Raw genomic sequence first — 19,226 nt, forward strand, 5'->3', positions numbered from 1 at the left:
CTCCTAGCATGTACCTCAGTGCTAGGAGCTATTTTCTTATTTCTCTGTTTCTGCTTTATCGCTTGTTACGCTAACTTTACCCCACTTGTATTGATCTTCTGGTGTATATTTATAATCTTTTACGCGGTTATTGATACCCTTTAGATCGAACTTATAATGAAGTGGAATCATTGGTACTTCATCATGGATTAGTTTTTGCCATTTATCATATACTTCTGTACGATATTTATCGTCAGCAGCTTTTGGAGAAAGACCTTCTTTTAATAACTCAGTATTTTTAGGATTTGACCATCTTTGGTAGTTAAAGCTTGCATCAGGTCCCCAAAGGCCAGATGGATCTGGATCAGAACCAGTACCGAAAGCACCAGCATATAGATCAACTGCAGGATCATCTTTTTTCAGCTTATCATAGAAGGAGTTAAATTCATGTAAGCGACCGTCAAGAAGTTCAACTTTAATGCCAATTTCTTTCCAAGATTGAATAAAGAATTTTGCAAGTGGTTCACTTACATCACTACCACTCATTGATAAGAAGTTAAGTTTAACTTCTTTACCATTAGGGTCTTCACGGAAACCATCACCGTTTTTATCTTTATATCCAGCTTCGTCTAACAATTTTTTCGCTTTCTCAACATCTTTATCATAAGCACCTACTTTATTATTGTGGAACTTAGGTGAAGCTGGTGAGATTGGTGAGTTAGCTGGATAACGTAAACCGTGATATAGTTTTTCACCGATTTCTTTTCGATCAATTGCATAAGCCATCGCTTGACGTAAACGAACATCTTTGAATGTATCTTTATCCATTACCATTTCACGTTTTTCTTTATCCATGTGTCCAAATTTAAAGCCGATGTAGCTGTAGTATAAATCTGTTCTTCCAACTAGTTGTGCATTCTTTAATTTACTTACGTTCGGATATTGATCTGCACTTACTTCTGCAATGTCAATGTCACCATTTTTCAATGAAGCATTAACGATAGATGGATTTACAACTTTTAAGACTACATTTTTAAGTTTTGGTTTTCCACCCCAATAATCATCGAAACGTTCAAATTCAACAGATTCTCCAGGAACAATTTTCTTAACTTTAAATGGTCCGAAACCAATTGGGTTTTTACGGATTTTATCAGATTCTGCTAATTTATCAATTGGTACATCTGCTAAGTATTTTTTATGAAGAGGGTATGTCCAAAGTCCAGTTTTCACAGAAGGATTTGGCTCTTTAAATGTAAATGAAATTGTTTTTTGATCAATTACTTTTACACCGGAAATTTTATCAGTTTTTCCATCGTGATAATCAGTCATTCCTTCAATCATTTGCATTTGAGTGTCATAGCGAGATCCAGCATATAGCTTACTACCGATTACAAGGTAAGAGTACTCTAAATCTTCAGCTGTTACAGGGTTTCCATCATGCCACTTTACGTTATCTTTAATTTTTAATGTAATTGTTTTTTTATCTGCTGATATTTCATACGTAGCAGCACCTTCGTTATTGTATTCCCAGTTTTTGTCGTTGTCTAATAAGGATTCATCAAAGAAAGTAATGACTTGGTTGTCAGGATCACCTTCATATACAGCGAAATTTAAAAGTCCTTCAAATGGTGTGTTAGAAACAAGCCCATATGTTAATGAGCCATCTTTAATTTCTTTTTTATCATTTTTAACAGTTTCATTAAATTTGCTAGTGTCTACCTTTTTTGTGCTGCTCGTTTTTTCACTACCTCCACTGCCCCCACACGCTGAAAGTAGTAATGTTGAAACTGCAAGTGTACTTAATACTTTGAAAAATTTTGGTTTGTTTGTCATTGTCTCCACCCCTTAACCTTTTCTTTGTCTCGCATCAGCTGAGCGACGTAGCGCTTGACCGATAAAATTTATACACAGCATCAACACTAAAATCATGAGTGATGCAGGTAACCAGATCCACCATTTTTCTTGTAAAACATCAGGATTTGTTGCATAACTAACAAGTGTTCCAAGGCTCGGTGTACTCTCAGGTAGACCAAAACCTAAGAAAGTTAGCCCAGATTCTATGCCAATGTTTCCAGCAAGGTTTAATGTAACGCTTACGATAATAATAGAGCTTAAGTTAGGTAGCACTTGAAACATCATAATCTTCCAGTTTGGTGTACCTAATGTTTTTGATGCAGATACATAGTCCAATTCCTTTTCGGTCAATACTTTGGAACGAATCAATCTGGCCTTTCCTGTCCATAAGAAGATACTCATGATCAAAATAAATACAGTAACATTAAAGACCGGAACAATTGTGATAAGTACGATAACAAGCATTAGGAAAGGTAAAATAAGTTTGAAATCAATAATACGCATAATGATGTTATCAACAGTTCCACCAAAGTAACCAGCGATTAGCCCGATAGAAAGACCAATTAAACAGGAGAGAATAGTGATTACAAGTCCAATCGTAAATGAATTCCTTGTTCCAATAATCAGTTGCCCAAAAATATCTCTACCACCGTAATCTGTTCCTAACCAATGTTCACCAGATGGTGGAGAGTAGATAGAAAATAAATCAACTTTTACAATATCCTCCTGCTTCATAATGAAAGATGTTGTATAAACGGCTATCAGTATGATCGCTAATAAGAAAAGTGAAAACATTGCTAATTTATCTTTACGAAATTCACGCCACATGACAGAAAAGCCAGAAGGACTTTTTTCGTAATGAACGACTTCAGTTTGTTTTTCGGGATTTGCTAACATAATGTTTCTTCACCTCCATTAATCAATACGAATACGTGGATCAACGATGCTTAGAATAATATCGGAAAGAAGAGTCCCGAGTAGCGTTGCGAATCCAGTAAATAAAACAAGTGCAGTTACGACACTAAAATCACGTTGAGAAATAGATTGCATAAATAATTGACCAATACCAGGATAACTAAAGATGCTTTCTAGAAAAATTGATCCTGCGACTACGCTTGTAATTTCATATCCTAAGAACGCTGCGATTGGTAAGAATGAATTACGTAAAATATGTCTAGAATAAACCTTTGATTCTGGAACACCTTTTGCTTTTACTGTGCGTACAAAATCTTTATGTTTCGTATCGATAATTTCACTTCGTAAATATTGGATTGTACCCACTGTTGCAATTAATGCACCAGATAAGGCTGGTAATATCATGTGATTCAATTTACTTAAATAGTAAGCGAATGTACCTGTTGCAACTTGAGGATCTACGCTACCACCAGTTGGGAATATTGCAAGCTTAAATCCAAATAGGAAGAGCATGATTAATGCAAATATAAATAGTGGTGTAGCAAGTCCTAAATAGTTATAGAGTGTAATGAGCCGATCTGCCCATGTATCAGTCCAACGTCCACTTATGACACCGAGTGGAATTGCAATCACGTAAGTAAGAACAAGGACAAGAATTGCTAACCAAATTGTATTTCCAAGGCGTTCACCGATTAAATCAGTTACTTTCATTTTATGTGCATAGGAAATACCGAAGTCACCTTGCACAGCATTTTTAACCCAGCGAACATATTGTGTTGTAACGGGATCATTTAAACCTAATTTTTCGCGTTGCTCTTCAATGACTTTTGGATCTGCTTTCGGATTATTTACTGCTCTGCCGGTTAAGGCATCGCCTGGCATTGCCTTAGCTAATAGAAAGACAAGTACACTTAACACGAATAATTGCGGGATCATCACTAAAAATCTCCGTAATATAAACTTCCACATGTTTTATCACTCCCTTATGGTAATGCCACCCGGTGCGTTGGCGAGATTGCTTTTAAGTCATAAGCACGACCGTTTTCATTGAAATAATTTTCGTATGATTTCTCGTATTCAGAGCTTACTTGTTGACGGAGCTTACGCTGTCTCTCTCTGTTTTCAGGACGAATATCAGGAATTGCTGATATTAGGCGCTTTGTATAAATATGTTGCGGATTACTATAAATTTCTGCACTAGTTGCTTCTTCGACAATGCGTCCGCGATACATAACACCGATACGATCACACATATGACGAATTACACCTAAATCATGACTAATGAATAAGTATGTTAGTCCGAGCTCAGCTTGTAAATCTTGTAAGAAGTTTAATACTTGTGCTTGTACAGAGACGTCAAGCGCAGATACTGGCTCATCAGCAATAATAAGCTTCGGTTTTAATGTAAGAGCGCGTGCAATACCAATCCGCTGCCTTTGCCCGCCAGAAAATTCATGTGGATATTTATAAATTGACTCTGGATTTAGACCAACTTTATCAAGATATTCTTGAACCGCTCTACGTTCTTCATCAGGTGAGAGCTTCTCAAAATTTCGAAGAGGCTCAGCAATAATGTCGAGAACACGTTTCTTCGGATTTAATGATGAATAAGGATCTTGGAAAATCATTTGAATATCTTTTCGTTGTTCACGTAGCTCAGAGCGACTTAATTTTGTTAAATCTCTATTATTAAAATGAATGCTACCCTCTGTTGCTTTCGTTAAATGCATAATTGCTTTACCCGTTGTTGATTTGCCACTTCCTGATTCACCAACGATCCCGTATGTTTCACCCGGCTGTAATTCAAAACTTACACCATCGACAGCACGCACGTAATCTAATGTGCGGCCGAAGAAACCACCTTTAATTGGAAAATGTACTTTTAAATCTTCTACTTTAAGCAGTGCCATGAGCTACGTCATCTCCTTTCTTATCTTGGAAGTTGAAATGCTTGTAGCAAGTACAACGTACCCAATGGTCTGGTTTTACTTCATGTAAAATTGGATTTTCCTCGTGTTGATCAGGTCTAATCCATGGAATTCGAGCTTGGAAGCGACAACCTGTGCGAGGAAGCTTCGCTAACGAAGGAACGACCCCTTGAATTACATGCAATTTTTCTTTTTCACCATACGCAGATGGAATGGAGTTTAATAGAGAACGAGTATATGGGTGAAGAGGGTTGTTAAAAATCTCTTCAACTTTTCCTGTCTCTACAACTTGTCCGGCGTACATAACGACGATACGATCGGCTGTTTCTGCGACAACACTTAAATCATGAGTAATTAAAATGATGCCCATTTTCGTTTGTTCTTGAATAGATTTTAGTAAGTCTAAAATTTGTGCTTGGATGGTTACGTCAAGAGCCGTTGTTGGCTCATCCGCAATAATGAGTGCTGGGTTACAAGCAATTGCAATTGCGATAACAATTCTTTGTCTCATTCCGCCAGATAATTCGTGTGGGTATTGTTTATATGTAAGTTCTGGTTTTGGAATACCAACTTGATGAAGTAGTTCTAAGGTGCGTTCTTTTTTTTCAACTTTTGAAAGGCTTGTGTGGTAGTCTAAGTTTTCTTCGATTTGCTTTCCAACTGTCATAAGAGGATCGAGTGCTGTAAGAGGTTCTTGGAAAATCATACCGATGTTTGATCCGCGTACTTTATTCATTTCTGCGGCTGACATAGTTAGTAGATCCTTATCTCTATAGTTAAGCTGCCCTTGTAATTTTGTATTTGCTTCATTATGCAGTCGCATAATAGAAAGGGCAAGTGCACTTTTTCCGCAACCTGATTCACCAACTATCGCGACAATTTCATTTTCATGGACAGTTAACGAAACATCATCAACTGCGGCATGATAGTGATCTTGTATGCGAAAGGAAGTCTGTAAGTTTTCAATGCGAAGAAGTGGATTCTTCATGGCTATCCCTCCATCTTTTCTGAAAAGACTAAATATTTTGTATGTTGTTGTTATTTTAATATAAATTGACAATGTTTGACAAGCATAAGTTGAGAAAATATTCAAAAATCTTTTTATACAGAGATTGAATGCTGTTATATAAGGGATTGAAGTTAGTTGAAAACGCTAACATATATGTGAGAGGGAAATAAATCTTTTGTAAGAAAAAAGTATTATATGTAGAAAAAAGAGAGGTGTTCTGGAAAGAACAGTCTCTCTTTTTTTGATAAGAATAATATTAGTACTTAAGCTTGTTTTTGTTTTGCAGATCCTGTTTTTAAAGTAAGAGCAAGGAAGAACATTGCAAGTACACAAGATACAAGTAATAAGATGAATCCGCCATCCCATCCGAATGCATCAACGATAAAGCCCATAGCTGCGCTAGCAAAAGTAGCTCCACCTAGGTAACCGAAGAACCCAGTTAAACCAGCTGCAGTTCCAGCAGCTTTTTTTGGTGCTAAGTCTAGTGCGTGTAGGCCGATTAACATAACAGGTCCGTAAATTAAAAATCCAATCGCGACAAGTGCGATACTATCAACCATTGGATTACCAGGAGGATTTAGCCAGTAAACAAGAACGGCGATAAATACACCAACCATAAATAAAATACCAGCAGGTGCGCGGCGCCCTTTAAATAGTTTATCACTCATCCATCCGCAAAGAAGTGTACCTGGAATACCAGCCCATTCATATAGAGCGTAAGCTGTACGAGAGCTACTATGAGTGAAACTTTTTTCCTCTACTAAATAAGTAGGAGCCCAGTCTACAACGCCGTAACGTACGAAATAAACGAAAACGTTCGCGATAGCGATGTACCATAAAAATTTATTGTTTAGTACGTATTTAAATAAAATTTCTTTTACTGAAAGTTCGCGTTCTCGATCTTTTACTTTTTCATCTGATGGATATTCTCCAGTATGTTCTTCGATAGAAGGTAATCCACAAGATTGAGGTGTATCTCTCATCGTAATTAATACATAAATACCAACTAAAATTGAAAGAATACCTGGGAAGTAAAAAATACTCTTCCAGTCATTTGCGAAGAAGTATAAGCCTAATGTCACAAGAGAAGGCATAAGCGCGCCACCGACATTATGAGCAACGTTCCAAATAGACATTTTTGTACCACGTTCACTAATAGAGAACCAGTGAACCATCGTACGACCACAAGGAGGCCATCCCATACCTTGTACCCATCCATTTAAAAACTGAAGGACAAACATAAGTATAATGCTCGTTGTAATGAAAGAAAATGAGCCGAAAATAATATTAATGATACCTGATAAAAATAGCCCAGCTGCTAAAAAGTAGCGAGGATTACAACGGTCGGATACGATACCCATAAGAAATTTACTTAATCCGTAAGCGATAGATACTGCTGAAAGGATAACCCCAAGTTCCCCTTTACTAAAGCCTTGTTCGATTAAGTATGGCATCGCTAGTGAAAAGTTTTTTCGAACAAAGTAGTAACCTGCGTAGCCGATGAAGATACCTAAGAATACTTGTAAACGTAATTTACGGTATTCGCTATCAACGCGATCAGCTGGTAAGCGTTCCGCGTGGGGCGCAGGCTTAAATAATTGTGTGAAAAACATAAAATGAAAATCCTCCCCTAATGAATTCGAAATGTTGTAAGTCAGAGAGAATATAAAAAGGCCATGAAATATAAAAAAGTTTCCTTTTTTATGATTCATAGCCGTATACTCCGATTCTCCGTGACTGTCAATATTAACTTCGTCGAAAATTATACAACTTTGTGACAGAAATGTAAACGTTTTTATAAATAAAAAGTGTTGACGGATTTTGTTTGTGGGATTAATATTTAAATACGTTAAATATTTTATTGCTTAAATAAGAGGTGGATAACATGCCAAATGATATGACGCATATCGATAAAATTCAAGCTCTTGCCTTTTCGATTGGAAAGAAAATGCAGACGGAGTTATTAGAACAAATGCAAGCAACAGGACTTACACCACCGCAGTTTTATATTTTAAAGATTTTAGATCATTACGGTGCTTCAAGAGCGACAAAATTAGCAAAAAAGATGTATGTAAAGCCTAGTGCAATTACAGTGATGATTGATCGCCTAATTGACCAAGAGCTTGTAGAACGCTATCACGACAAAGATGACCGTCGTGTTGTCATCATTGAGTTAACAAAAAAGGGGAAAGCTAGAGTAGAAGAGGCAATGACCGCTCGTAATGAGCATATTGCAAAATATTTCTCACATTTAGAATTACAAGAAAGAGAAGATTTGTTACGCCTCTTTGAGAAATTAGAAACAATTATTTGCGGGACACAAGAGAAAAAAGAGAATCACTAAGAGGAATTGAGGAGATTACATGGAGCAACAAGAAAACATAAATAGAAAGTTGCTGTTAATTGGTTTAATAATCGCGATGCTATTTGCTGCATTAGATGGAACCATTGTTGGTACAGCAATGCCGCGTATCGTCGGTGAACTAGGCGGATTAAGTTTAATGACGTGGTTAACAACAGCTTATATGTTAACATCAACGACAGTTGTACCAATTGCAGGTAAATTAGCGGATTTACTTGGCCGTCGTAACGTATATATTACAGGACTAGTTATCTTTATGGTTGGTTCGGCGTTATGTGGTATGGCAAATGGTATGACAGAATTAATTATTTTCCGTGGTATTCAAGGTCTTGGTGGCGGTATTATGATGCCAATGGCTATGATTATTATCGGAGATATGTTTACGGGAAAAGAACGTGCGAAATGGCAAGGTATTTTTGGTGCGTTATACGGTCTTGCTTCTGTAATTGGACCACAAGTGGGTGGCTGGATTGTAGACGCAGTGAACTGGAGATGGGTATTCTACATTAACTTACCAGTTGGTATTTTAGCAACAATCTTTATTGCAATGGGATTAAAGTCACATAAACAAACAGGACCGATCAAAATTGATATTGCTGGAATCTTTACGATGATTCTCGGTGTTGTAAGTTTATTACTTGCATTAACGTTTGGCGGAAAAGATTATCCATGGGATTCTTGGCAAATTATCGGTTTATTTGCATTAGCTCTAATTGGTATTATTAGCTTTGTTATCGTTGAAACGAAAGCAGAAGAACCGATTTTACCGATGCATTTCTTTAAAAATCGCACGTTTACAATACTGAATGCGATTGGTTTCTTTATGAGTATCGGAATGTTCGGTGCGATTATGTTCGTACCATTCTTCATGCAAGGAATTGTAGGAGTAAGTGCTGCTGAATCAGGAACAATTATGACACCGATGATGATTACAATGATAGTGATGAGTATTATCGGTGGTCAACTTGTATTAAAAGTTGGTGTGAAACCACAAATTATTACAGGGATGCTTATTATGGCTGGTGGTTTCTGGTTATTAACAACGATGGATATGCACACGACTAAACTTACTGCTACTTTCTATATGAGTATTATCGGTTTAGGAATGGGTCTTGTTATGCCGACATTAACATTAGCGTTACAAGAAAGTTTCCCGAAAAAAGATCTTGGAGTCGTAACATCATCAAGTCAGTTCTTCCGTCAAATCGGTGGAACATTTGGTATTACAATTTTAGGGTCAATCATGAATAACACTTCAGGTACAACATTAACAAATAAATTAGTACCTGTATTAGATACGTTCCCGAAAGAGGCGGGTCAAATGGTAACGAAATTTAAAGATATGATTCACACAGATCCACAAGGTTTATATTCGATGCTATTTAGTCCAGAAGCATTAAAACAAATGCCAGAAGCATTCGCTAACAGCATTGTACCAATCTTGAAAAACTCTTTAATAGACTCACTTCATACTGTATTCTTAACAGGATTAGTATTTATCGTAGTAGGCGCTATCTTTACGATTTTCTTACAGAAGATTAAACTGTCAGATCGTAAAAAAGATGCTGAAGAGCCAGCTACAGAGGAAAAAGAACAAACTGTATCATATTCGTAATGAAAAAGCATCGCCTTATGGCGGTGCTTTTTTTGAGTATAACCTTAAAAGCTTTTTCGTGAGAAATGATTGACGTATTTCTAGAAATACGTTATATTATTTTCTGTAAACGGTTACATGAAATGGAGAGGGAAGAGAATGAGTACGATTAAAGACGTTGCAAAATTAGCAGGAGTATCTGTTGCTACCGTTTCCAGAGTGTTAAATAAAAATGGATATGTTCATGAAGATACATTAAAGAAAGTAGAACGAGCGATTGAGATGCTAGATTATAAACCTAGTACAGTAGCGCGTTCATTGTATAATAAAAAATCTCGTTTAATTGGCTTAGTTGTTCCAAATATCGTGAATCCATTCTTTCCAGAAGTTGCACGTGCCGTAGAAGATGTAGCGCATAAGCAAGGATACACAGTTGTCCTTTGTAACTCTGATGAGAGTTTAGAGAAAGAAAAGCAATATATTGATGTACTTAGGCAAAATAATGTGGATGGATTTATTGTAGCAACGAATCCACAAAATAGTGTTAATTACATGAAGTTGTCTGTTCCAGTTGTTGCAATTGACCGTATGTTTAATGAGCGTATCCCTACTGTATATGCAGATAACTATGCAGGGAGTCAGGCAGCGACAAATCTATTAATAGATAAAGGCTGTAAACATATTGCGCATATTCGCGGACCGCGTGACGTAAGCACGGCTAATGAACGTTTTGAAGGTTTTGTAGACGTTATTACGCAAAATAATCTTTCTTATATGATTGCAGAGAGTACATTTGATCCAGCTAATAGTGAGCGTGTAGCAGTGGAATTATTAGAAGAATACCCACATATTGATGGAATTGTTGCTGGAAATGATTTAATCGCAATAGGTATTGTAAAGGCTGCACTCCAAAAGGGGATTTCTATTCCAGATGATTTACAAATTATCGGATTCGATGGAATTTCTTTAACAGAAATGATGTATCCATCTATTACAACTGTTGCACAGCCAATTTATGAAATGGGGAAAATTGCAACAGAGCTGTTATTAGAGCAGATGGAAGGAAACGTATTAGAAGAGAAACACTATCGTTTACCGATTGAAATTATAGAACGAAATACAACAAAGTAAGGAGATGAAACAGATGCCAAATATTGCAGTGGTAGGTAGTATTTCAATGGACTTAGTGGCTGTTTCAAAAAAACGTCCGAAAGCAGGAGAAACAGTAATTGGTGAAGCATTTCATACAATCCCAGGAGGGAAAGGAGCCAACCAGGCAGTTGCTGCAGCTAGATTAGGCGCAAATGTAGCGATGGTTGGAGCGGTTGGAAACGATAATTATGGAACTGTAGTTAAGAACAATTTAGAGAACGAACGCGTTTTTATCGACTATGTGGTACCGGTTACAGATACGGCGACAGGAATTGCTCATATCGTTTTAGCAGAAGAGGATAACAGTATTGTTGTTGTGCAAGGGGCGAATGCTCTTGTAAATGAGTCGGTTGTAGATCGTTCAAAAGATCTTCTTATAAAAGCAGATATGGTTGTTCTTCAACTAGAGATTCCACTTGAAACAGTAAAATACGTATTAGCTATTTGTGAGGAACACAAAATCCCGGTTATGTTAAATCCAGCGCCAGCACAAGTGTTATCAGAAGATATTTTAGAAAAAGCAACTTATATTACACCAAATGAACATGAGTGCCGCATCGTATTAGATGATTTCATATCGCCAATTGAAGATTTACTGGCTAAATATCCAAATAAACTATTGATGACAGAAGGTTCTAACGGTGTTCGTTTCCATAATGGTAAGGAGATTGTACATGTTCCTAGCATTGCTGTTGATGTAGTAGATACGACTGGAGCTGGTGATACATTCAATGGTGCATTAGCAGTTGCGCTTTCTGAAGGAGAAACACTTCAAAAAGCAATTCGTTTTGCGAATATTGCTGGTGGTCTTTCTGTAACGAAACTTGGAGCACAGGGCGGTATGCCAACGAGAGATAGAGTACGTGAAGTGCAGGTGATTGTCGGATGAAAAAGCACGGTGTATTAAACAGTGAGATTGCATCAGTCCTTGCTTCACTTGGACATACAGATACGATTGTAATCGCAGACTGTGGGCTACCAATTCCTGACGGAGTAAAACGAATTGATTTAGCTGTTGAGATTGGAAAACCTAGCTTTTTAGACGTATTGCAAGTGGTATCTGATGATATGGCAATTGAAAAAGTAACGTTAGCAGAAGAAGTCATTAACAATAATGCGGAAGTAAATAAAGAAATTGAGCTGAAATTAATAGAGCCAGCGTTTGAATATGTATCGCATGAACAATTTAAAGAGCACACGAAGAAAGCGAAGGCGATTATTCGTACAGGAGAGGCTACTCCTTATGCCAATGTAATTTTACATGCGGGCGTGATTTTTTAATAAAAGGAAGTGATGGGAATGCGTATTGAAATGAAAAATATTTCAAAGGCGTTCAATGGTAATCCTGTTTTGAAGAATGCACAGTTTATGATTGAAACAGGGGAAGTCCATGCATTGATGGGGGAAAATGGAGCGGGCAAATCAACGCTCATGAAAATTTTAACAGGTGTATACAAAAAAGATGGTGGAACAATCACGATTGATGGACAAGAACGAACTTTTAAAAATGCGAAAGAAGCAGAAGAGTACGGTATTGCATTTATACATCAAGAATTGAACATATTATCGAATTTAACAGTAGCTGAAAATATGTTTCTCGGTAAAGAGTTAATGTATGGGAAGACAGGTATTTTGCGTACGCGTCAAATGAACGCGATTGCGCAGCAGCAACTAGCGGAGTTAGGGTTACATGTAAAAGGCGCTATGTTTGCAGGAGAGTTATCGGTTGGACAACAGCAAATTATCGAAATTGCGAAAGCGTTAATGACAAACGCGAGCGTTATTATTATGGATGAACCTACAGCTGCATTAACAGAACGCGAAATTGAAACGTTGTTTACTGTCATTAATAAATTACGTAAAGAAGGTGTTTCGTTCGTTTATATCTCACACCGAATGGAAGAAATTTTTTCAATATGTGATGCCATTACGATTTTACGTGATGGGGAATACGTAGGAAAGAGACTTATTCCGGAAACATCATTTGATGAAGTAGTGAGTATGATGGTGGGGCGCAGCATTGGTGAACGTTACCCAGAGCGAAATAGTCAAATTGGCGATGTCATTTTTGAGATGCGTAACGGAACGAAAAAAGGGAAGTTTGAAAATGTTTCGTTTCAAGTGAGAAAAGGTGAGATCCTTGGTGTTGCTGGCTTGATGGGAGCTGGCCGTACAGATATTATGAAAGCGATATTTGGATACGAACCTTTAGATTCTGGCCAAATTTTTATAAATGGACAAGAAGTAAAGATTGATAGTCCGATAGATGCGATTAGACAAAGAATAGCTTTCATTACAGAGGATAGAAAATCTGAAGGGTTAGTGTTAGATTTCTCAATTCGAGAAAATTTAGCTTTACCGAATTTAGAAAGTCTTTCAAAGGGAAGTGTCCTTAGTAACGAACTAGAACAACAGTTTACAGCGGATATGATGAAACTTCTTAATGTGAAAGCAGCTAGTGGAGAGCAAACGGTGAAATCTCTTTCTGGTGGAAATCAGCAAAAGGTTGTTATTGCAAAATGGCTAGGTATCCACCCGCAGTTACTCATTTTAGATGAGCCAACAAGGGGTGTAGATGTTGGAGCGAAAAAAGAAATTTACTCTATTATGAATAAGCTTACTGAGCAAGGCGATGCCGTTATTATGGTATCATCTGAGCTTCCAGAAGTTTTAGGAATGAGTGATCGCGTTCTTGTTATTCATGAAGGGAAGGTCGGCGGCATTTTAGAGAAAGGTGAGGCATCACAAGAGTCTATTATGGCACTAGCTACAGGGGGAGAGTAAGGATGGCTAAGAAGGGGAATGTATTACAACAACTCGGTTCTTTAATCGGTTTAGTATTAATTATCGTCGTAATTACAGCTTTAAATCCAGCATTTATTGAGATTCCAAATTTATTTAATATACTGCGTCAAGTATCGATTAATGCGCTTATTGCATTCGGAATGACCTTTGTAATTTTAACAGGGGGTATTGACTTATCGGTAGGTTCTATTTTAGCATTATCAAGTGCACTTGTTGCTGGAATGATGGCAAGTGGTATGGACCCGTTCCTTGCGATGGCAGTTGGATTATTAGCTGGTCTTGTAATGGGAATTGTAAACGGTATCATCATAGCGAAGGGAAAAGTAGCTCCATTTATTGCAACTTTAGCAACAATGACTATTTTTCGCGGGTTGACGCTTGTTTATATGGACGGACGTCCGATCACTGGTCTTGGTGATCATTTAATGTTCCAAATGTTTGGCCGCGGTTATTTTCTCGGTATTCCGGTACCAGCTGTTACAATGATGGTCGCTTTCGCAGTACTGTACTTCATTTTGAAGAAAACGACATTTGGTCGCCGTACATTTGCAATTGGTGGAAATGAAGAAGCAGCAGCATTATCAGGTATTAATGTTACGAGAATTAAAGTAATGATTTATGGTCTTTCCGGAATTTTGGCAGCGCTTGCAGGTATTGTCTTAACATCAAGACTAGATTCTGCACAGCCGACTGCAGGTACTTCTTACGAACTAGATGCAATTGCAGCAGTTGTATTAGGTGGAACAAGTCTTTCTGGGGGAAGAGGTTGGATTGTTGGTACATTCATCGGGGTACTTATTATCGGTGTACTAAATAACGGTTTAAATTTATTAGGTGTATCTTCTTTCTTCCAACAAGTTGTAAAAGGACTTGTAATCTTACTAGCTGTATTAATTGATCGTCGAAAAGAAGCGTAATGGAGGGACAGTTCATGAAGAAATGGTTACTTATACTCGTTGCATGTATTATGGTCATTACTGCTGGTTGTTCAATGGAACCACCAGAATGGGCAAAGGATTCTAGCGATAAAGGTCGAAATAAAACTATTAAAGTTGGATTCTCTGTTTCAACTTTAAACAATCCTTTTTTTGTAACTTTGAAAAAGGGTGCAGAAAAGAAAGCAAAAGATAGCGGCATCGAGTTGATTGCTGTTGATGCACAAAATGATGCAGCAAAGCAAACGAACGATGTTGAAGATTTAATTCAAAAAGGTGTCGATGTAGTTGTTATTAATCCGACCGATTCAGATGCTGTTGCTTCAGCAGTAAGTGCGGCAAATGCAGCGAATATCCCTGTTATTACAGTAGACCGCGTCGCAAATTCAGGTAAAGTTGTTTCTCACATTGCCTCTAATAATATTGAAGGTGGTCAAATGGCTAGTGATTACATTCGTGAATTAGTTGGCGGGGGAGCAAACGTTGCTGAATTAGAAGGAATCCCTGGCTCTTCTGCTGCTCGCGAGCGTGGGAAAGGATTCCATAACGTAGCGGATAAGTCTTTAAAAGTAGTTGCAAAACAAGCGGCTGATTTTGATAGAGCAAAAGGATTATCTGTTATGGAAAACATTTTGCAAGCAAATGGTGATATTAAAGCTTTGTTTGCGCATAACGACGAAATGGCATTAGGGGCACTTGAAGCATTGAAGTCTGCTGGAAAAACGGATGTAGTCGTTGTTGGGTTTGATGCAACAGAAGATGCTGTAAAAGCGGTTAAAGATGGGCGTATGGCTGCAACAGTTGCTCAAAAACCGGAATTAATCGGAGAGAAGGCGATGCAAACAGCAAAAGAGATCACGCAAGGTAAAAAAGTGGACAAATCTATTCCGATTGAATTAGAGCTTATTAAGAAAAATAAATAAATATAAAATGAAAATTAGGAAGGAAGAATAATAAATGAAATTCTTTATTGATACAGCAAACATTAATGAAATTAAAGAGGCAAATGCATTAGGCGTAGTAGCTGGAGTAACGACAAACCCATCACTTGTAGCAAAAGAAGGCGTAGATTTCCATGAGCGTATTCGTGAAATTTGCAGCTTTATAGAAGGACCTGTAAGCGCAGAAGTAATTAGCTTAGAAGCTGATAAAATGATTGAAGAAGGAAAAGAATTAGCGAAGATTGCTCCAAACGTTGTTGTAAAAGTACCAATGACAACAGAAGGTTTAAAAGCAGTAAAAGCATTCTCTGATTTAGGAATTCGTACAAACGTTACATTAGTATTCTCAGCAGTTCAAGCATTACTTGCAGCTCGTGCTGGTGCAACATATGTATCACCATTCTTAGGTCGCTTAGATGATATCGGTCATAACGGTATGGACTTAATCCGCCAAATCGCAGAAATCTTTGCAATTCACGGCATTGAAACAGAAATCATTGCAGCATCTGTACGTCACAGTGTTCACGTAACAGAAGCAGCATTAAACGGTTCACATATTGCAACAATCCCAGCAAACGTAATTGCTTCATTAGTGAAGCACCCATTAACAGATCAAGGAATTGAGAAGTTCTTAGCTGATTGGGAAAAAACACAAGAGAAATAATAGAAAATCAAGAATCCTAGTTTAATTGACTAGGGTTCTTTTTTTATTTAAAAGAATTTTCATGCAATTTTGCATATTGTCTTTTAAATTTGTTATATAAACTATTTAATATATACAAATCACTCTTTATTTTTCATATTTTGATATAAGAAGATAGAGGGTCTGACCAGAAAACTGGAGGGCATGATTCTATAACAGAAAGTTTAACGTTTATAGAATTATGCCTTTTTGTCCCGCATTAACGGTCAGTAAGATTCCCACCTCAAAATTCAGCTAGAGCAAAGAAGTTAGGTGGGAAATCAACTGCCCGTAAATGCCCGATTGGTGTGGGCTAATAATCAGTGGGGATGGACAAACTCCCCACTGATTAAAGTTTCACTGTATATAGGGAGGGCAGAAAGGAGAGCTTTTGATTTAAATGCACTTATTTATCTGAATTTTAAGTTTTATAAAAGGAGAGAAATAGAATGAGAAGAAAAGCGCCATTTAAAGTGTTATCATCATTAGCAATTGCGGCAATTATCGGATGCACATCTGTAATGAGTGCTCCGCTAGCATACGCAGAAACGCCAGCAAAAGAGAAAGACAATGTATCTACAACACCAATTGATTACAATTTAATTCAAGAAGATCGTTTGGCGGAAGCGCTGAAGGAAAGAGGAACAATAAATCCAGCATCTTCTAAAGAAGAAACGAAAAAAGCTGTAGAAAAGTATATTGAAAAGAAACAAGGCGATCAGGCAAATAAAGAAATTCTTCCAGCGGATACTGCTAAAGAGGCATCTGATTTCTTGAAAAAAGTAAAAGAGAAGAAAATGGAGGAAAAGGAGAAAGTAAAGAAACCTGAAAAAAAGGTGAGTCCTGAGCAAAAACCAGAACCAAATAAAAAGCAATTGAATGGACAAGTCCCAACTTCTAAAGCAAAGCAAGCGCCTTATAAGGGATCTATTCGAACTGATAAAGTATTAGTATTACTCGTTGAATTTAGTGATTATAAACATAATAATATTGATCAAACACCAGGGTATATGTATTCGAATGACTTTAGTAGAGAGCATTATCAAAAAATGTTATTTGGTAATGAACCGTACACGTTATTTGATGGTTCGAAAGTAAAAACATTTAAACAATATTATGAAGAGCAATCTGGCGGTAGTTATACGACAGATGGATATGTAACGGAATGGCTAACTGTTCCAGGAAAAGCGTCTGACTACGGTGCTGATGGTAGTAGTGGTCACGATAATAAAGGACCAAAAGGGGCACGTGATTTAGTGAAAGAAGCTTTACATGCAGCCGCTGAGAAAGGGTTAGATTTATCTCAATTTGATCAATTTGATAGATATGATACAAATGGTGATGGAAATCAAAATGAACCTGATGGTGTAATTGATCATTTAATGGTAATCCATGCTGGTGTCGGTCAAGAAGCTGGTGGCGGTAAATTAGGCGATGATGCAATTTGGTCACATCGTTCAAAATTAGCAATAGATCCAGTAGCGGTTGAAGGTACAAAATCAAAGGTAGATTACTTTGGTGGAAAAGTAGCGGCGCATGATTATACAATTGAACCAGAAGATGGAGCAGTAGGTGTATTTGCGCATGAATTTGGACATGATCTTGGCTTACCAGATGAATATGATACGAAATATACTGGAACTGGTTCACCTGTCGAAGCGTGGTCATTAATGAGTGGAGGTAGTTGGACAGGGAAAATTGCAGGAACAGAGCCAACTAGTTTCTCACCACAAAATAAAGACTTCTTACAAAAGAATATGGGTGGCAACTGGGCAAAAATTTTAGAAGTAGATTACGATAAAATTAAGCGTGGAGTAGGAGTTCCTACATATATTGATCAAAGTGTTACGAAATCCAATCGTCCAGGCGTTGTACGTGTTAACTTACCAGGTAAAAGTGTTGAAACGATTAAACCGGAGTTTGGAAAGCATGCATATTATAGTACAAGAGGAGATGATATGCATACAACACTAGAGACACCATTCTTTGATTTAACAAAAGGAACAAATGCAAAATTCGATTATAAAGCAAATTATGAGTTAGAAGCAGAGTGCGATTTTGTCGAAGTGCATGCAGTAACAGAAGATGGAACGAAAACATTAATTGATAGACTTGGAGAAAAAGTAGTCCAAGAAGATAAAGATACAACAGATGGAAAATGGATGGATAAATCATATGATTTAAGTCAATTTAAAGGGAAGAAAGTGAAACTGCAATTCGATTATATTACAGATCCGGCTGTAACATATAAAGGTTTCGCGATGGATAATGTAAATGTAACTGTTGATGGACAAGTTGTATTTTCTGATGATACAGAAGGACAGGCTAAAATGAATTTAAATGGTTTTGTTGTTTCTGATGGGACAGAAAAGAAAGCTCATTATTACTACTTAGAGTGGAGAAACTATGCGGGATCAGATAATGGATTAAAAGCAGGAAAAGGTCCAGTGTATAATACAGGTCTTGTCGTTTGGTATGCAGATGATAGCTTCAAAGATAACTGGGTTGGGGTGCATCCAGGTGAAGGATTCATTGGTGTTGTGGATTCGCATCCAGAGGCATTTGTTGGCAATTTAAACGGAAGACCAACTTACGGTAATACAGGTATGCAAATTGCAGATGCTGCATTTTCATTTGATCAAACACCAGCATGGAGTGCAAATTCATTAACACGTGGACAGTTTAACTATTCTGGATTACAAGGTGTTACAACATTTGATGATTCAAAAGTATATAGTAACAAACAAATTGCAGATGCAGGAAGAAAAGTTCCAAACCTTGGACTTAAATTCCAAGTTGTTGGACAAGCGGATGATAAGTCTGCAGGTGCTGTTTGGATTAAGCGTTAATAAAATGGAACTTTAATCAGTCGGAGGTGTTCATCCCCAATGATTATTAGCACACACTTCCTCGTATTCGTCGAATTTCGAGGCGGGATTCTTACTGTCCGCAAATAGCGAGATAAAATAAAAGCACATTCTTCATTCGAAGGATGTGCTTTTTCTTTGTACATCAAGGTATTAATTTATCTATGTGTAGTGTATCAAATTATGTGGGGAAAAGAAGTATT

The 19,226-nt window shown here is 37.3% G+C and carries 16 protein-coding genes; 10 read left to right on the forward strand and 6 right to left on the reverse strand.

The window, feature by feature from the left end; genetic code table 11:
- Nucleotides 1-36 precede the first annotated feature (36 nt).
- The 6 genes from opp4A to glpT all read right to left on the reverse strand — a co-directional run bounded on the left by opp4A (nt 37) and on the right by glpT (nt 7,298).
- Nucleotides 37-1,812, reverse strand: coding sequence for an oligopeptide ABC transporter substrate-binding protein (opp4A, locus tag JDS82_RS21785; protein WP_199713939.1), 1,776 nt, complete (start codon nt 1,810-1,812; stop codon nt 37-39).
- 12 nt (nt 1,813-1,824) lie between these two features.
- Entirely contained in the window at nt 1,825-2,730 is a 906-nt protein-coding gene (locus JDS82_RS21790; protein ID WP_140972103.1) for an ABC transporter permease, read from the reverse strand.
- Between the two features lie 18 nt (nt 2,731-2,748).
- Nucleotides 2,749-3,717 (reverse strand): oligopeptide ABC transporter permease, encoded by a 969-nt coding sequence (gene opp4B, locus JDS82_RS21795; protein ID WP_098264666.1) that lies wholly within the window; start codon nt 3,715-3,717, stop codon nt 2,749-2,751.
- A gap of 14 nt (nt 3,718-3,731) precedes the next feature.
- Nucleotides 3,732-4,658: an ABC transporter ATP-binding protein gene (locus JDS82_RS21800; RefSeq protein WP_001196372.1), complete on the reverse strand. Its 927-nt coding sequence runs from the start codon at nt 4,656-4,658 to the stop codon at nt 3,732-3,734.
- Nucleotides 4,645-5,664, reverse strand: a complete 1,020-nt coding sequence (locus JDS82_RS21805) for an ABC transporter ATP-binding protein (protein ID WP_000795363.1) — start codon at nt 5,662-5,664, stop codon at nt 4,645-4,647. The genes JDS82_RS21800 and JDS82_RS21805 overlap by 14 nt, the downstream gene beginning before the upstream one ends.
- A gap of 284 nt (nt 5,665-5,948) precedes the next feature.
- Nucleotides 5,949-7,298, reverse strand: coding sequence for a glycerol-3-phosphate transporter (glpT, locus tag JDS82_RS21810; RefSeq protein WP_000466390.1), 1,350 nt, complete (start codon nt 7,296-7,298; stop codon nt 5,949-5,951).
- Between the two features lie 272 nt (nt 7,299-7,570).
- Between glpT and JDS82_RS21815 the strand changes: the two genes are divergently transcribed.
- The 10 genes from JDS82_RS21815 to inhA2 all read left to right on the forward strand — a co-directional run bounded on the left by JDS82_RS21815 (nt 7,571) and on the right by inhA2 (nt 19,005).
- Entirely contained in the window at nt 7,571-8,029 is a 459-nt protein-coding gene (locus tag JDS82_RS21815) for a MarR family winged helix-turn-helix transcriptional regulator (RefSeq protein ID WP_199713940.1), read from the forward strand.
- Between the two features lie 19 nt (nt 8,030-8,048).
- Complete coding sequence (locus JDS82_RS21820; RefSeq protein ID WP_000437638.1) at nt 8,049-9,662, forward strand: MDR family MFS transporter; 1,614 nt, start codon at nt 8,049-8,051, stop codon at nt 9,660-9,662.
- A gap of 138 nt (nt 9,663-9,800) precedes the next feature.
- Entirely contained in the window at nt 9,801-10,772 is a 972-nt protein-coding gene (gene rbsR, locus JDS82_RS21825) for a ribose operon transcriptional repressor RbsR (protein ID WP_000104030.1), read from the forward strand.
- 13 nt (nt 10,773-10,785) lie between these two features.
- Entirely contained in the window at nt 10,786-11,682 is an 897-nt protein-coding gene (gene rbsK, locus JDS82_RS21830; protein ID WP_001132877.1) for a ribokinase, read from the forward strand.
- Entirely contained in the window at nt 11,679-12,074 is a 396-nt protein-coding gene (rbsD, locus tag JDS82_RS21835; protein ID WP_000716164.1) for a D-ribose pyranase, read from the forward strand. The genes rbsK and rbsD overlap by 4 nt, the downstream gene beginning before the upstream one ends.
- 18 nt (nt 12,075-12,092) lie before the next feature.
- Nucleotides 12,093-13,577 (forward strand): ribose ABC transporter ATP-binding protein RbsA, encoded by a 1,485-nt coding sequence (rbsA, locus tag JDS82_RS21840; protein ID WP_001217678.1) that lies wholly within the window; start codon nt 12,093-12,095, stop codon nt 13,575-13,577.
- Nucleotides 13,578-13,579: 2 nt separating this feature from the next.
- Nucleotides 13,580-14,515, forward strand: a complete 936-nt coding sequence (locus JDS82_RS21845; protein ID WP_001074645.1) for an ABC transporter permease subunit — start codon at nt 13,580-13,582, stop codon at nt 14,513-14,515.
- Between the two features lie 14 nt (nt 14,516-14,529).
- A complete protein-coding gene (gene rbsB / locus JDS82_RS21850) occupies nt 14,530-15,456 on the forward strand; it encodes a ribose ABC transporter substrate-binding protein RbsB (protein ID WP_048562911.1) in 927 nt (308 codons plus the stop codon).
- A 34-nt stretch (nt 15,457-15,490) separates the two neighbouring features.
- Entirely contained in the window at nt 15,491-16,138 is a 648-nt protein-coding gene (gene fsa / locus JDS82_RS21855) for a fructose-6-phosphate aldolase (RefSeq protein WP_000667669.1), read from the forward strand.
- A gap of 467 nt (nt 16,139-16,605) precedes the next feature.
- Nucleotides 16,606-19,005, forward strand: coding sequence for a M6 family metalloprotease immune inhibitor InhA2 (gene inhA2 / locus JDS82_RS21860; protein WP_199713941.1), 2,400 nt, complete (start codon nt 16,606-16,608; stop codon nt 19,003-19,005).
- Nucleotides 19,006-19,226 lie beyond the last annotated feature (221 nt).

Source organism: Bacillus cereus group sp. N14, from assembly GCF_016483555.1.
Taxonomy (GTDB): Bacteria; Bacillota; Bacilli; order Bacillales; family Bacillaceae_G; genus Bacillus_A; species Bacillus_A wiedmannii.